This window comes from Agrobacterium vitis (assembly GCF_037039395.1).
GTDB lineage: Bacteria > Pseudomonadota > Alphaproteobacteria > Rhizobiales > Rhizobiaceae > Allorhizobium > Allorhizobium vitis_E.
On record NZ_CP146242.1, the window covers coordinates 2,655,615 to 2,670,094 of the forward strand.

General features: G+C 56.6%; 20 protein-coding genes. 16 read left to right on the forward strand and 4 right to left on the reverse strand.

Annotated features, from left to right (window positions below):
- The first annotated feature begins 5 nt into the window (after positions 1-5).
- From V6582_RS14775 to V6582_RS14795, 5 genes are read left to right on the forward strand one after another with little or no spacing between them, the layout of a single operon-like run.
- Complete coding sequence (locus tag V6582_RS14775) at positions 6-656, forward strand: DUF3164 family protein (RefSeq protein WP_197434473.1); 651 nt, start codon at positions 6-8, stop codon at positions 654-656.
- A gap of 9 nt (positions 657-665) precedes the next feature.
- The gene (locus V6582_RS14780) at positions 666-932 is read left to right on the forward strand and encodes a hypothetical protein (protein ID WP_234889820.1); all 267 of its coding nucleotides are present in this window, start codon (positions 666-668) and stop codon (positions 930-932) included.
- Entirely contained in the window at positions 929-1,180 is a 252-nt protein-coding gene (locus V6582_RS14785) for a hypothetical protein (RefSeq protein WP_156633904.1), read from the forward strand. The genes V6582_RS14780 and V6582_RS14785 overlap by 4 nt, the downstream gene beginning before the upstream one ends.
- Complete coding sequence (locus V6582_RS14790; RefSeq protein WP_156633902.1) at positions 1,177-1,395, forward strand: hypothetical protein; 219 nt, start codon at positions 1,177-1,179, stop codon at positions 1,393-1,395. Before V6582_RS14785 ends, V6582_RS14790 begins: the two co-directional genes overlap by 4 nt.
- On the forward strand, positions 1,392-1,814 hold the full coding sequence (locus tag V6582_RS14795; RefSeq protein ID WP_156633900.1) for a phage protein GemA/Gp16 family protein: 423 nt from the start codon (positions 1,392-1,394) through the stop codon (positions 1,812-1,814). Before V6582_RS14790 ends, V6582_RS14795 begins: the two co-directional genes overlap by 4 nt.
- Positions 1,815-1,865: 51 nt before the next feature.
- On the opposite strand, the gene V6582_RS14800 is transcribed toward V6582_RS14795, so the two are convergent.
- A complete protein-coding gene (locus tag V6582_RS14800) occupies positions 1,866-2,144 on the reverse strand; it encodes a hypothetical protein (RefSeq protein ID WP_349508881.1) in 279 nt (92 codons plus the stop codon).
- A gap of 77 nt (positions 2,145-2,221) precedes the next feature.
- Between V6582_RS14800 and V6582_RS14805 the strand changes: the two genes are divergently transcribed.
- The 9 genes from V6582_RS14805 (at position 2,222) to V6582_RS14845 (ending at position 10,189) form a co-directional block, all read left to right on the forward strand.
- Entirely contained in the window at positions 2,222-2,599 is a 378-nt protein-coding gene (locus tag V6582_RS14805) for a hypothetical protein (protein WP_156633899.1), read from the forward strand.
- A gap of 77 nt (positions 2,600-2,676) precedes the next feature.
- A complete protein-coding gene (locus V6582_RS14810; protein WP_197434472.1) occupies positions 2,677-3,516 on the forward strand; it encodes a peptidoglycan-binding protein in 840 nt (279 codons plus the stop codon).
- A 57-nt stretch (positions 3,517-3,573) separates the two neighbouring features.
- The gene (locus tag V6582_RS14815; RefSeq protein WP_156633895.1) at positions 3,574-4,110 is read left to right on the forward strand and encodes a hypothetical protein; all 537 of its coding nucleotides are present in this window, start codon (positions 3,574-3,576) and stop codon (positions 4,108-4,110) included.
- Positions 4,111-4,177: 67 nt separating this feature from the next.
- Positions 4,178-4,522, forward strand: coding sequence for a hypothetical protein (locus V6582_RS14820; RefSeq protein ID WP_070166659.1), 345 nt, complete (start codon positions 4,178-4,180; stop codon positions 4,520-4,522).
- The gene (locus V6582_RS14825; RefSeq protein ID WP_070166658.1) at positions 4,512-5,012 is read left to right on the forward strand and encodes a DUF1804 family protein; all 501 of its coding nucleotides are present in this window, start codon (positions 4,512-4,514) and stop codon (positions 5,010-5,012) included. Before V6582_RS14820 ends, V6582_RS14825 begins: the two co-directional genes overlap by 11 nt.
- A 59-nt stretch (positions 5,013-5,071) precedes the next feature.
- The gene (gene terL / locus V6582_RS14830) at positions 5,072-6,664 is read left to right on the forward strand and encodes a phage terminase large subunit (protein WP_234889819.1); all 1,593 of its coding nucleotides are present in this window, start codon (positions 5,072-5,074) and stop codon (positions 6,662-6,664) included.
- Complete coding sequence (locus tag V6582_RS14835; RefSeq protein ID WP_337739372.1) at positions 6,661-8,073, forward strand: phage portal protein family protein; 1,413 nt, start codon at positions 6,661-6,663, stop codon at positions 8,071-8,073. The genes terL and V6582_RS14835 overlap by 4 nt, the downstream gene beginning before the upstream one ends.
- A gap of 8 nt (positions 8,074-8,081) precedes the next feature.
- On the forward strand, positions 8,082-9,605 hold the full coding sequence (locus V6582_RS14840; RefSeq protein WP_337739371.1) for a PBECR2 nuclease fold domain-containing protein: 1,524 nt from the start codon (positions 8,082-8,084) through the stop codon (positions 9,603-9,605).
- Positions 9,606-9,709: 104 nt separating this feature from the next.
- On the forward strand, positions 9,710-10,189 hold the full coding sequence (locus V6582_RS14845) for a phage virion morphogenesis protein (RefSeq protein WP_156633890.1): 480 nt from the start codon (positions 9,710-9,712) through the stop codon (positions 10,187-10,189).
- Between the two features lie 62 nt (positions 10,190-10,251).
- On the opposite strand, the gene V6582_RS14850 is transcribed toward V6582_RS14845, so the two are convergent.
- The 3 genes from V6582_RS14850 to V6582_RS14860 all read right to left on the reverse strand — a co-directional run bounded on the left by V6582_RS14850 (position 10,252) and on the right by V6582_RS14860 (position 12,609).
- Positions 10,252-10,596, reverse strand: coding sequence for a hypothetical protein (locus tag V6582_RS14850; RefSeq protein WP_156633888.1), 345 nt, complete (start codon positions 10,594-10,596; stop codon positions 10,252-10,254).
- Positions 10,597-10,740: 144 nt separating this feature from the next.
- Entirely contained in the window at positions 10,741-11,832 is a 1,092-nt protein-coding gene (locus V6582_RS14855; RefSeq protein WP_349508847.1) for an IS5 family transposase, read from the reverse strand.
- A 36-nt stretch (positions 11,833-11,868) separates the two neighbouring features.
- Entirely contained in the window at positions 11,869-12,609 is a 741-nt protein-coding gene (locus V6582_RS14860; protein ID WP_156634184.1) for an AbiJ-NTD4 domain-containing protein, read from the reverse strand.
- A gap of 395 nt (positions 12,610-13,004) precedes the next feature.
- Here V6582_RS14860 and V6582_RS14865 point away from each other — a divergent pair, with 395 nt between their 5' ends.
- Together V6582_RS14865 and V6582_RS14870 are read left to right on the forward strand one after the other, a co-directional pair.
- Entirely contained in the window at positions 13,005-14,126 is a 1,122-nt protein-coding gene (locus V6582_RS14865; protein ID WP_156634182.1) for a hypothetical protein, read from the forward strand.
- A 14-nt stretch (positions 14,127-14,140) separates the two neighbouring features.
- Entirely contained in the window at positions 14,141-14,479 is a 339-nt protein-coding gene (locus tag V6582_RS14870) for a capsid cement protein (RefSeq protein WP_156634180.1), read from the forward strand.
- The last annotated feature ends 1 nt before the right edge of the window (position 14,480 follow it).

Genomic DNA, 14,480 nt, shown 5'->3' on the forward strand with positions numbered 1-14,480 from the left:
ACTTTATGGATATCAACATTCCCGACAGCATCCCGACCGAGATCATCAATGGCCAGCCTTACGTCAATAAAGGCAAGGGTGAGCTGATTGCACTGTCTGCTATCAAGCCAGAACATATTGAAGAGGACGAGCTGGTCCGCCGCTTGACGGCCAAGGCCGCTCGTTTCAACCAGATTTTGGCCTTGTTCCGCAGTGAAGTGTTTGAAGAGGTTTTTGCTTACCGCGAATTGCTGGCGGATAAATACGGTGTCAAACGCCGTGGAGCGAAAGGCAACATCACGCTTTCCACCGTTGATACCAGCCTACGTTTGACCATTCAGGTGTCGGACACGCTCACCTTCGGCCCTGAACTGGAAGTGGCCAAGGAGATAATTGACGGCTGCATTCGCCGCTGGTCAGCCGGTTCTAACGACAATATCCGCGCCCTGATTGATCAGGCGTTCCAAGTGGACAAGCAAGGCAAGCTCAACACCGACCGTATCCTTGGGTTAAAGCGCCTCAAAATCGTGGACGAAACCGGCGAATGGGAGAAGGCCATGGGCATTATCTCAGACTCCGTGCGGGTTATGGCGTCGAAAGAACACGCCCGCTTTTATCGTGTCGAAAAAGAGAGCGGTAACGCGGTGCGTATCGCCCTTGATCTTGCCAATGCGTGAGGATGCGCTGTGGCCGATCAGATGACATCCGGCACCTACAGCCAAGGCTATGCGCTTTGCACGGCGGCTGGCGTGCTGCTCGGCCATAGTTTCCGGGCAACCGAGGCGGAAGCCATCGCCTCAGTGTTCGAAAACCCCGTCCACCGTGATGAGTTTTGGCAGGCAGCCCAGGCCGAGGGCATGACCGTGCAATTCGTCTACGCCCATATTTTCACCCCCAAATTCTTTGTCACCATCCCCGAAGAGCCATCAGAAGAAAAGGCAGATGCAGCATGAACAGCATGATTACGTCGTCACTCTACGCCACTCTTAGCGCCACCCGGCTTTGCCCCGTTTGCACACAGAAAGCTATGCCTGCCAGCGATCAGCAGAAAGACATGCAGCTGGTTCGCTACCAGTGCGGGGCAGTCTTTGGCGTTAGCGACCGTCTGGGGTCCATCGTCGCTCAAGACCCATGCCCGTCAGCCTCGGAGATCGCGGCAGTGCGCTTGACGGCCAAAACTGATCTGGCGGTTGCGGCATGAGCTATGACTATATCCGCAATTACTATGGCGTTGACGTACCCATCGGACGGCATGTCCAGCACACGGTCACGGGTCGGTTCGGAGTTGTGCGACCCGAAAGCGGTAGTAACAGCCACTATGTTCAGGTCCAGTTCGAGGGCGACCGGCACGTTTCAAACTGCCACCCGAATGAGCTGGATTATGATGTGGCCGACATGCTGACTGGTGCGGCATGAACAGCAACGCCATCATCAACATTGCGAAAACCCAACTCGGTCTCGACGAGGTGACCTACCGTGCTTTGCTTATACGGGTGACAGGCACCGAGTCATTGCGGGAAATGACTGACCGCCAGAAGCTGGCAGTTGTCGATGAACTCAAAAAGAAGGGCTTTAAAGTAACGCCATCGGCCAGACAAAAGCTGTCGGTTTCCGACAAGCGCTACATCCGCCTCATCCACGCGCTGTGGAACTCTTGCCACCGCTTAGGCGTGGTTTCTAACGGCTCCCGTGCAGCGCTTCGTGAATTTTGCCGGGGTATCCTTTACCCCGGCAATAACAAGGTGGCCGTCGATCCCGACACGCTGGACTACGAAAAAGCGACCAAAGTGATCGACGCGCTGAAGGCGATGGAAAAGCGGGGTGCCGAATGCTAACGGCAGGCTGCTATTCCCATTGCGGAACCGCCTGTTTCGTAAGAAACGGGGTCATAAATCCAAACGCTTTTGAGTGTGCCTTCCGGAGACTCCCGAATGCTTCAGAAGTATGCAGACATATTGGGCAAATCCGTCGCGAGGAGACCCGTCCGACTGCATCGAAAGCCATATCACGTTGTCCTCAGCGGAACGCCACTTCGCATCAATCACTTTTTTTTCCTGTTTGATCGCTTTCAGTGCACGAGACTGCCATTGTTGCAATTCGTTGGCTGCAATAGCGGGTTGCACAATGAAGGTAACCATGAACGGGAGTGCAAACACAAATTTCATAAACAGACCTCTTACTTTGACGACAATCGTCTAACAGTTGAACCTCACCCGCGACAATCGCCATTTGCGAGTATCGAATGAAGAGCTTGGTTGAGGTTAAAAAAGTCCCGCGATCTTTGCGTGATGTGGCTGAAACTTTGGGCGACCATGCTGCTTTGCGGCTTATGGCTACATTTCCAGGTCAGGAGGTTTACTTCCCGTCCAAACCAAATGACGATCACCCGATTATCGCGGCGCTTGGCAAAGAGGCAGGATATGCGCTATGTGATTTCTTGGCGGGCGCGATTGTTTACGTGCCGAATGGCAAGACCGGCGTCCGATCCGAAGTCCTGAGACTTCAGGCTGAGGGTCGGGACCGACGCGAGATTGCCAGTGTCTTGAATGTCAGCCAGCGCCACGTGCGTCGCGTCGCCAATAAACAGAAAAACGAAGATCAGTTCGACCTGTTTTCCTGACCGGACGCATGTCCGGTCATATCTGACGCGCAATCGCGTCAAAGTCCTCGCATCTGCAAATGCAACCGCGAGGCCGAATGTCCCCCACACTTGTTTCCCGCATTGATGCGTCCGTCCTGAAGGCAATCGCGCCCACGCCACCGTCGAAAAAGGCGGCTGCGCAGCGGGCGATTATCGCCGCCTTTGGTGAAATGCTGCCGGAATTGCTCACGCTGATTGAATGCACCACGCCTCTACGGATTGCGCATTTTTTGGCACAGGTCGCCCACGAGAGCGACGGATTTTGCACCCTGGAAGAATATGCTTCCGGGGCTGCCTATGAGGGCCGTGCTGATCTGGGCAATGTCCGCCCCGGAGATGGCGTCCGTTACAAAGGCCGTGGACCGATCCAGCTTACGGGCCGCGCTAATAGCCGCGCCTTTACGATATGGATGCGTAAGACTGACCCCACATGCCCCGATTTCGAAGCCAAGCCGGAACTGGTGGCGACATGGCCTTGGGCCGGTTGGGCGGCGGCATTCTTCTGGTCGCGCAACACCATCAATACCCGCGCCGCCGATCTGGATGACCTGATCAAAGTGACCAAAATCGTCAACGGCGGTCGTAATGGTCTTGAGGATCGCCGCCGTTACCTGGCCAAGGCAAAGACCGCGATTGCCACCCTTGCTGCCGACCAGCTTTCCGGCCAGCAGAAGTTCGCCGTATTGCGGCGCGGAATGGTAGGCGAGGCCGTCGAAAAGCTACAGCGGGCTTTGGCGGCTGCCGGTTATTATCACCTTACCGTTGACGGTGATTTCGGGCCGGGCACCGAAGGAGCGTTGCGCATCTACCAGAGCGACACGGGCCTGACGGCTGATGGCATTGCCGGGATGAAAACCTTTGCGTCGCTTCAGGGGCTTTTGCCAACGGACACTTAAGCGCCGTTGCCCTCGCAAGGCGGCCCTCTCCCTCCCCAAACATCTATGGACCCAACCATGACCCTTTTGAAACAACTGCATAACCGCGTCACCGGCCTGATTGTTACCACCGCCGCACTCTTGTTTTGCCTTGCTGTTATCGCCTTTGCCGCCGCCCCGGCGTTAGCGTCAACCGCTGACACGAGTTACATCACAGACTTACTATCTGCCATCCTGCCACCTGTATTCTCACTTGCAATTACGTTGATCGCAACCGCTGGCGCTTGGTTGGTCAGTCGGCTTGTGGGGCTTATCGGTATATCCGACACGGCCAAGCGCCTGGAAGTCGAGGCCAAGTTGCGCGATTGCCTGCATTTTGCCGCCGAGAATGGCTTGCGCTTTGCACTGACCAAGGCGGGTCTGCCTGCCGTTGCAGGTCCGGCGGCGGCTGTCGTGGCCGATGCCATGTTTTATGTGCGTGAAAAAAACCCGCAAACGCTGGAAAAGCTTGGCGTCAACGACAAGGCCCTTGAAGACATCATCCTGTCTAAATGGCCCACCGCCAGCCTCTCCTTGCCGATTGCTGCGCATTGGTCATCCATCCCCAAAACCTGATCAGCCCCGCCCAGACCGGCCCGCCGCGCTGATTTGCACGGCGGTAACATCCAACAAAAGGAAACCCATGACCGGCCCCGAAACCATTTTTGGCCTCAAGGTCGCCACGCTTGCCTCGTCGGGCGTGGCGGCAGTGCTGTCCGTTGCGCTGGACTGGCGCTCCCATGACCTGTTTACGGCCATCGGCTCGATTATTGCGGGCGTATTTGTGGCCACCATTGCCACCGAGCTGACGCTTGATCTGGCGGGTGTCGCGGACAACCCCGGCTCATGGGGCTTTGCGGTCGCCGCCGCCTACGGCATTACCGGGCGCAATCTGATCCTGTGGCTCAAGCAGGCGTCCAGCAATCCACCGCAATTGATCAAAGACTTGCTCGGTCTTGGAAAGGGTGGTGGCAAAAATGGCCAATGACCAGGACACCCGCCGCAAGGCCCGCGCCGATTATGTTTATCGGCGCATGTCGGCGGCCACCATTTCCATGACGCTCAATATCAGCGCCGCCACCTTTGGACGTTGGAAGAAAGCCGCCAAGGAAGCCGGTGATGATTGGGACATGGCCCGGTCTGCGTCGGTGATTGCGGGCGAAGGTATCGACACGGTTGTTTCATCCGTGGTCGAGGACTTTGTGCTGATGGCGCAAGCTCTGCTGGAAGAGGTCAAGACCGAACAATTGACCCTTGATCAGAAGATCAAGCACATGGTCGCGCTTGGCGATGCCATGGTCAAGGTGACAGCCTCGGCTGGCAAGCTGGCTCCTAAGATCAGCCAGCTTGGAGTAGCGCAAGATGTTGTCCAGCATCTGATTGCCTTTGTGCAGGAACAGTTTCCGCAACATATCTCGGTCGTGCAGGAAATCCTCATTCCATTCGGCGACCGGATTGCCACGGCTTTTGCTCCATGAAGCGCCCAAAACTAAGCCCCACAGTTAGCGCAAAGGATTTCCGGGAAAACCTTGCCCGGATGGCCGACGAGCTGGCCCGCTGGGTGGACCTGTCCGTCACCGCCTTTGCCGCCGATCCCAAGGCTAAGGCGGAACGGCTGGCGAAAGCAAAGCACCCGGAGACCGGCTTTCGTTTCTTTCTGGAAACCTATCTGCCGCATTATGTGAAGGGTGATCACAGCCGCTTCCATGAAGAGATTTTTGCGCGCGTGCCGCAAATCCTAACGTCTTCCAAGGGCGTTAGAGACTTGTTCATCGCCCCGCGTGGCTCGTCCAAATCCACCCATATGTCGCTTGGCTTTGCGCTCTATTGCCTCTGTCTGGGATACAAGCGTTACATTCTTGAAGTCTGCGACGTGTATGCTCAGGCGGCTTTGCTGATCGAGGCGATCAAGGCCGAGCTGACCACCAATCCGCGCCTTGCCCATGACTTTCCGGAGGCGACCGGCCAGGGGCGCGTCTGGCGCGAAGGCGAAATCGTCACCGCCAATAATATCCGGGTTGAGGGGCTTGGCGCGCTGCAAAAGCTGCGTGGCCGTCGCCATGGTCCCTATCGGCCCGACTTGATGTTTTTTGACGACCTTGAAAACGACGAAGCAGTGCGCTCGCCAGAACAGCGCAAAAAGCTGGAAACATGGATCAAACGCGCCGCCCTGAAGGTTGGCCCACCGGATGGCTCCATGGATGTGGTCTGGGTTGGCACCGTGTTGCACTATGATGCCGTACTGGTGCGGGCGGCAAAGTCGCCAGTGTGGCGGGTTGCCGAGTTTCAGGCGATCATTCGCTTTCCTGATCGGATGGACCTTTGGGACCACTTCGAAGAGCTTTATCACAATGAGGGTGAGGACGCCGCCCGCGCATTCTATGATGCCAACAAGATGGATATGGACGCCGGGGCCGTGGTCAACTGGCCGTCGATGCAGCCGCTTGTCTGGCTCATGTTGGAGCGCGCTAGCGATCACGACAGTTTCCAAACCGAATACCAAAACAAGCCGATCAGCGAAGGCAGCCCGTTTAAGGATCTGACCTTCTGGGCGCTCAAGCGCACCGACCTGATTTTCTTCGGCGCGCTTGATCCGTCACTCGGCAAAAAGGGCCATGGCCGCGACCCGTCCGCTATCCTGATCGGCGGCTTTGATCGCCTGACCGGTAAGATGGATGTGGTGGAAGCCTCCATTCGCCGCCGCCTGCCGGATGTGATCATTGCCGACATTATCGCCCTTCAGCGCGAATATCGTTGCCTGTTGTGGTTTGTAGAGGCGGTACAGTTTCAAGAATTCTTGCGCACGACGTTGATGGTTGAGGCAGCAAAGCAGGGCGTCGGGATTTCTGCCGTGCCGATCATTCCCCATGCCGACAAGGATCTGCGCATCGAGCGGCTTCAGCCGCCAATTGCGGCGGGTCTGATCCGCCTCAACCAAACCCAACAGACGCTGATTGACCAGCTGCAACAATGGCCCAACGCCGACCACGATGACGGGCCGGATGCGCTCGACATGCTTTGGCAAAACACGCTGCTTTATGCCGGTGGCCAGCAGGCCGGTGGTGCCAGCGCTGGCGTGATGACTGCTGCCGCTGCTGGCTCTGACAATTATGGAGACTACCGCCTGTGAGCCGCAAGAACCGCAAAACCCGCGCCAGCTTTGCCGACACCACGACCGCAGACACCCGGAAAAACCTGCCAAGCGAGGCCGGAACGCTGATTGCCGATGTCAAGAACGACATTACCATCCCGTTCTACACCGGCGCTCTTCAACATGCTGACGACACGCTCCTCCAGCGCGGTGGCGGCAAGGGCCTTAAAATCTATGACGAGATCAAGCGCGACACCCACGCCTCTGCCTGCCTTGCCAAGCGCAACAAGCATCTGGTGGCACGGGAATGGGAGGTGATCCAGGCATCAGACAAGCCTCTTGATGTCGCGGCGGCAGACTTCGTGCGGGCCACCCTGAAGGACATGCCCTTCGACGGCATCTGTGAAGATTTGTCTGGCGGCGCGATCCTGAAGGGGTTTGCGGTTTCGGAGAGCATTTGGGCGAGAGACGGCAACCGGATCAAGCCGCAGCGCATCGTCAGCCATGACCAGCGCCGTTTTGCGTTCGGCCAGGACGGTCGGCCACGGCTGCGCACCTGGACGAACATGAATGACGGGATAGAGCTGCCGGAGCGGAAATTCATCGTCCACCGCCACGGCGTTGTCGGCAACAATCCGTATGGTCTCGGCCTCGGCTATCAGTTGTTTTGGGCTGTGCTGTTTAAACGCGAAGGCATAGCCTTCTGGCTACATTTTCTCGACAAGTTCGCAGGGCCGACCGTTGTCGCCCAAACGCCCTACGGTATGTTGAGTGACGAGCAGCAAAAGCTCCTGAACAATCTTGCCAATATCCGCACCAGCTCTGCCGTCACCGTGCCAGTGGGAACGGATGTGAAGTTTTTGGAAGCGGCGCGGTCCGGCTCCGTTAGCTATCAGGAATGGCTCGAATATTGGGACAAGCAGATATCCATCTGCATACTCGGCGAAACGCTGACCACCGATATCGGCTCTAGCGGCTCCCGTGCCGCCGCCGAAACCCACGCGGGAATGCTGGACCTGTTGGTGGACAGTGACGCTGATCACCTGTCGGACACATTGAACGAGCAGCTTATCCGCTGGCTGGTGGAGTACAATTTCCCCGGCGCTGGTGTGCCGCGTGTCTGGCGCGTCCGACCCTCGAACGAGACTGCCAAGGCTGAAACCCGCAAGGCCAAGGCTGAAGCGGCAAGCTCCGAACATGCCGCCCTGGTCGAGATCATCGCCACCGCCGCACTGCTTGATGACGACGATGTGGCCCGCGAATTTATCGTCTCGTTTGATCTGACCCATGCGTTGACCGACACGGCCATTGACCGGCTCGTAGAGGCTCGCTTTGCGTTCATGGACGGCGGCAAGCGGGGCCGTGACTTGCGTCAGGCCGCGCAGAACCCGGCCTTTGCCGCGCTGTTTGGACCCGTTGGCTCAAAAAAAAACTGCATGACACCGTAGACTTTGCAGTGGAGGTCGATCCGGTCTCCGATCTGACAGACCAGCTCGAAGACGTGACCGGCAGCAATTTGACGCGCCGCCTGGACACCTTGCGCAAGGCTATAGAGACTGCCGGTGATTTTGCAGATGCCGCCGCGAAGGTGCTGACGGTCGGGGCGAAGTGGACGCCGGACGCACTTGGGAAAATGTTGGGTGATGCGTTAGAGCTTTCTGCCTTGCAGGGCCGCGAGGCGGCGTTTCTGGACGGCGATGACGATGCCAGCTTTGCCGATGCCGACGTATTTAATCAGCCGTTCAAAGAGCAAATCGACTTCTTTACCCAGAAGCGCGCCAAGCCAACGAAGGCCTGGACGGATGCGCTACGGGGCACCCATGACCGCGCCTTTGTGATTGCCGGTGCCACCGATCTCGCCATGCTCTCGGATTTTCAGACGGCAATTGCCCAGGCCATGGAAAAGGGTACGACATTCGCGGATTTCCAGGGGGATTTTGACCGGATCGTCGCCAAATATGGTTGGTCTTATAAGGGTGAGCACGGCTGGCGTACCCGTGTGATTTTTGAAACCAATCTGCGCACCAGCCATATGGCCGGGCGGTTGAAGCAGATGCGCGACCCGGATGTGCTGAAGCTGCGCCCGTATTGGGAATATCGCCACGGCGAAACCCGTAAGCCAAAATATCCGCGAGAACAGCACCGGGCATGGCATGGCCTCTGCCTCGCCCATGATGACCCATTCTGGCAGACGCATTTTCCGCCAAACGGCTGGCTTTGTTCGTGCGGTGTCCGGTCCCGCTCCATCCGAGATCTTAAGCGCATGGGCAAGGATGCCGCCGATCCGTCACCAGAAATCCTAACGGAGCCAGCACTGGACCCGATCACCAAGCAACTGATAGAGCAGCCGCAAGGCGTCGGTTATGGCTGGGACTACGCACCCGGCGACCTTTGGGAGCGTGGCCTGACACCATCGAACCTGATGGAGCAAGGACGCGAAGTCCTGGATAATTCGCGCATGGCGGTGGAGATCGATGTGGCGGCCCCACTCGAAGAGCTGCTGAAGGCGGCAAAGCCGTTGAAGGCCAAGGCGCTCGAAGATGGGCTTGCTCCAGAGGACTATGTAAGAGCCTTTCTAGAGCCGTTTGGCGCTGACATTGGCAAAGCCGTGCTGTTCGAAGACGCAGCGGGCAACCGTATCCCTGTTTCCGATCTGCTGTTTCGAAACCGCGAAGGCGCATTCAAGGTGCTGAAACGCAATCGCCACCGCGTTATGTCGATGATGGCCGAGGCGCTGATTGACCCCGACGAAATCTGGATGGGTGTGGCCAGCAAGGTGGAAAGCGGCGACCTCGTGGTGGACCGCCGTTACATCCGTGTAGATCCGAAAACCGCCATCCAGATCGTCTTCGAGATTGGCGAACGAGGCTGGGAGGCCATCACCAACTTCGACTTCACCGATAAGCGCGGGGAGCGGGATTTCTCGGCTTTGGAAAAGCGGCGGGTCGGCAAGCTGATCTACAAGCGCCCGCAAAAGTAAAAGGCCGGGAGCGATCCGGCCTTTGTATCAACAAACTGGCGTGACCATCGCCGGTCTCGTCCGCTGACAGAACAAACATACGTGCATCGAAAGGGAAAGTCGAGATGACCGGTATCAGCTACAAGGCGACGATTGACGATCAGGACATGCGCGAAAAGTTGGCCGAGTTGATCGGCAAGATGAACCACCCGGAAGGCTTTTACAAAAACGTCGGTGAGCATTTGCTGAATTCGGTCAAGGATAATTTCGAGAACGAAAGCGCGCCGGACGGTTCACGTTGGAAAACCCTGTCCCAGGCCACCCGCGACCAGCGTGAGAAAAAATACGGCCACGCCCCTACCACCATTTTGCGGGCTTCCGGTGATCTGATGAATTCGATTAACGCCGAATCGGATGACAGCCAGGTCCGGATCGGCACGGCTCTGGTCTACGCCGCCATCCACCAGTTTGGTGGAGATGCTGGACGAGGCAACAAAGTTAAAATTCCGGCTCGGCCTTATCTAGGTCTTTCTGCTGTGGATGAGGAGGAGATTTTCGCTGTTGCGGAGGAATGGTTTTCTGCAAACGAAGGGGCGGGTGAATAGTTGGGATAAAGTCTGCAATTCAGCAAAAACTTTGGTGTATAAGTTTTTGCTGATTCCAACGATTAGATCCGTCGTACCAACGTTTTAATCCAGCTCATTGAGGTTTCTATTGTCCAGTTGGTTTGTTCGGCGCTGAGCGCGGGCATTTCGGTTTGCCCCGCACCGTGAGCAAACGGATTCCTTACGCCCCTGAACAAACCCGTAAGCATCGTCCGCTCCCAAGGCTCTAAAAAGCTTCCGTTATTTTTACTCTCAAGATTATTGAGATAGTCGTTAGCCCCGCCCTCATTGCCTCTGGTCCAGCCTTTTATATTGCTTATAATCTTGATGCAGCTTTCAAGAGCGCACACTGCATGAAAAGCAGCCATACGATCGCCGGTGTCACGGCAATCAATTGCCTCTTTCATTTGGACACCTCGATTTACCGGTCGCAGTTGGCAAGATGGTGCCGTGGATGTATTTCCGCGATGAACTCGCGCGGATGATCGCCCATTTTTTGTGATGATTGCCGCATCTGCGGCATGCATTTCGGCCTTCCGGCCAGCTGCGCGTTATGCGGTCCGTGGTTTTCCAGTCAGCCAGACATAGCGAAGCATGTTGTAGGTGATATTGGCCATGCCGATCTTCACCCTCGCTCGGCTGATTCCGATGGTGCGCACGAAGAGCTTCATCTTGTCCTTCTGCCGCGCAAAGACATGTTCGATGGCGGAGCGGACCTTCGAACGACGGCCGTTGGCGCGCGACATCGCCTCCGGCATGGGTTTGCCCTTTGGCTTCTTCTGATGGATGTCGGACTTTAGGCCATTGTCCTGCAACCATTCCTCGTTGGTCTTGGAGCGATAGGCCGTATCGGCCCAGACCGTCGACGCGGTATTGTCTTTGGTCACTACGTTTCGAAGCTGGGCTCCGTCATGGGCGCTCGCACTCGTCACCGTCCATCCCCGGATAAAGCCATGGGCTCGGTCGATGCCTGCATGGTTTTTGTAACCAAACATTGGAATGGCAATATCGTGCTGGCCAGTCGTCGTCGACGTCGGCGTCTCCGTTGGCCGTTTCGCCTTGGAATACTTCACTGTCCATCGCGCGTCGCGGTCCTTCTGGGCCAGCCTGGCGGGTTTATCCTTCCAGTCCTCAGGGATTTCGCCGGCCTTGATCGCGTCTTTCTCGTCCTGGCTGTTATGTTGCTTGGGAGCCTGGATGATCGTGGCGTCAACGATCTGCCCGCCTTTGGCCAGATATCCGGAACGTGAGAGATGCTTGTCGAAACGGGCAAACAGATTATCAATGGCACCTGCACGCACCAAACTCTCTCGGAACAGCCAGATCGTCTTGGCATCCGGCACCTTCTGCGAAAGGGAAAGGCCAAGGAAACGCATAAACGACAGCCGGTCCTGGATAACAAACTCTGCTTGGTCGTCGGAGAGATTATAAAGCGCTTGCAGCACCAGGATTTTAAACATCAGAACCGACGGAAATGGTGGACGTCCACCCTTCGATCCGTCGGACCGCTTCAGCGCCTTCGCTAAAGGTTTTTCAAATATCGCCCATGGAATGATGCTGTTGAGCTTCTCCAGCGGATCGCCGACGGCACTCAGCCGTTCGTAACGATCATCCAAATCCCAAAAGCCCGGTTGCCCACGCATCATCCGCTCCCAGAAAATCACACTGGCCGGATTGAATCATGAAACGCGGAAAATGGGGAGGTTTTTAGAGGTGTCCATTTGGCGGTCAACGTTTAGCCATGGCGCTTTACCGACCAGTGGCCAAAATGGCTCTTCAATTTGAGACCCAGTTGTTTGATCATCTAATAGCTGCAACAATCCATTATGATAGGTCAGGCTGTAAGACGCTAGTTTGAGCCGCTGATTAAGATCTTCGATAAGCTCTTCAAACGACTCATTATTGCGCTTGTTGATTGCAAGAACGGAATGTCCAGAATCGCCTGGAAGACCGAGACCTTTAAACAGGGGGCTGTTGTAAAGATCTTGTGCTCTCTCAATATCAGCTTGTAAGTTTGCGTTCGCTTCCGCGATTTGCCTTCCACGCAACGCGAACGCCAGTTCTGCTAAGCTCAGCCTTTCTTTCATCCAAACGTCTCCGCGGGAGAAGTCGTCTGGACAGTTAATTAGAAAATTCTTGCAAACTGTGGCGTATGAGTTTTTGAATGGCCGGCTATTAGGGCCACCGCCTACCCAAAGAGGACTAAGATACTCGACACCTAGCTCAAGTGCGAGATTGTCGTGAATGGTCCTGAAAGCTGCTTCCGCTACATCGGTAATTTCAGCCGTTTTCCAGCCATTCCAAAGAAGACCACACGACATCATTTTCCAAAGTTGATTGCAAAGCACTTGGTCTTCTTTAAAGTATTGCGATCTGAGCTGGATCTTCGCGTAACGCCGGGCAAATATGTCTGTGATCATTCAGTCCATCCCTGTCGATTTTTCTAACGCGAAATCATTCTGTTTCACAGTATTGCTCAAACCAATTACAAAAAATCGGAAGAAGGAAGGGAGCAACACCTTTCCACAGATGTTGTGAGACCTACCTGAAAAGAAGGCCCGCTGACGCGATTTTCGCACGTGTTGCGCTCGATGATAGCTCCTTTGCCAGACCCCCGCGTTAGAAGCGCGTTAGAAACCGAAAGAATGCGGGTTTGATTGTTGGGGGAGGATGTGGCAAAGCATCCCGGCTTGAAACGGCCCACCAATTGGCGCATGTTGGCGCTGTAACGCATTGAAGACTGACCGGACCCATGTCCGGTCATTTTGTTTTTCAGCCTCAGGCATGGTCGCTCCATAGAGATTTTGGAGCAGACATGACCACCGCTTCCCAGACCGCCCGCATCGAAGTTTTCCGGCCCGGCACATTCACGCCGATGGAAGGCGCGTCGATTACCTATAGCGCCGCTGACCTGAAGGCGGCGGCGGATGCTTACGACCCTGATACCGCACCTGTTCCTGTTGTCGTCGGTCATCCGGCCACGGACGCCCCTGCTTACGGCTGGGCGCAAAGCTTCGACTATGACGCAAGCAGCCAACGGCTTTATGCGACGGTGGGTGAGATCGATCCGGCATTCTCGGAAGCCGTGAAGGCCGGGCGTTATAAGAAAGTCAGCCTGTCATTCTTCCGGCCTGAAGCCTCGGCCAATCCGGTTCCTGGCACATGGTATCCGCGCCATATCGGTTTTCTCGGCGGTGCGGCTCCGGCTGTATCTGGCCTGAAGAACGTCCAGTTTTCCGCCCCAGAAAGCAGCGTTACCGTCAGCGCTGATTTCGGGGAGCGCGGCTTTGAAGAGGCTGCCAGCCTGTTTCGCAGCATCCGTGAATTTCTGATCGACAAATTCGGCATGGAAGACGCCGACAAGGCTCTGCCCGGTTTCCAGATCGATTGGCTGTCTGAAACCGAAATCCAGCCCCCCGCCAGCCGCCCGGCCTTTGCCGCGCCGCCTGCATCCCAACCACCAGAGAAAAAGGAGCCTGTTGTGGTCCAGACCAATGCCGACTTCGCCGCCCGCGAAGCCGATTTTGCTGCCCGTGAGGCGCGGCTCAAAGAGAGCGAGGCCAAAATCGCCCATGCTGCAAATGTATCATTTGCGGAAGGTCTCGTTAGTGATGGCAAGCTGTTGCCTGCTTCGAAAGACAAGCTCGTCGCCGTCTTGAACGCCTTTCCCGGCGAGACGACTGTTTCATTCGCAACCGGTGAAGCCGCTGTGCCGGTCGCCCAGGCGCTGCGCGATCTTTTGGCCGCGCAGCCGAAGATCGTGTCTTTTGGGGCGATGGATATGCCGGAAACGGGCGTTGACGAGAGCGCCGCCTCATTTGCGGCTGATGGTAAGCCGGTCGATCAGGCCGGTCTTGAGCGGCACAACAAGGCGGTGGCCTATCAGCGCCAGCACCCCGGCACGTCCTACATGGACGCCGTGCGGGCAGTTGGTTGAGGGAGGGCGAGGCTATGCAGTTTTTTCAGCCGGTCCTTTCGGACACAGTAACCGCCACCACACTTTTCGACGCTTACGACCTGATCGGTTTCGATGACGGCAAGGTCACGATCGACGACGCTCCGGTCAAAGGCATGGCCCATCATCCGGCCACCGAGATCGGCCTCGATGTCGCTGCCATGCTGATCGGCACAGGCCGGGTCCGCGCCCGTGGCGTCATCACCAAAGGGGCGAAGCTGATCTCTGCCGCTGCCGGTGGTGTCAAAGCCGCGCCAGCCAATGCCGCCAATCCGTTTGCCGTGGCGCTAACCGCCGCCGCCGATGGCGAATTCGTCACCATTCTCATCCGTTAAG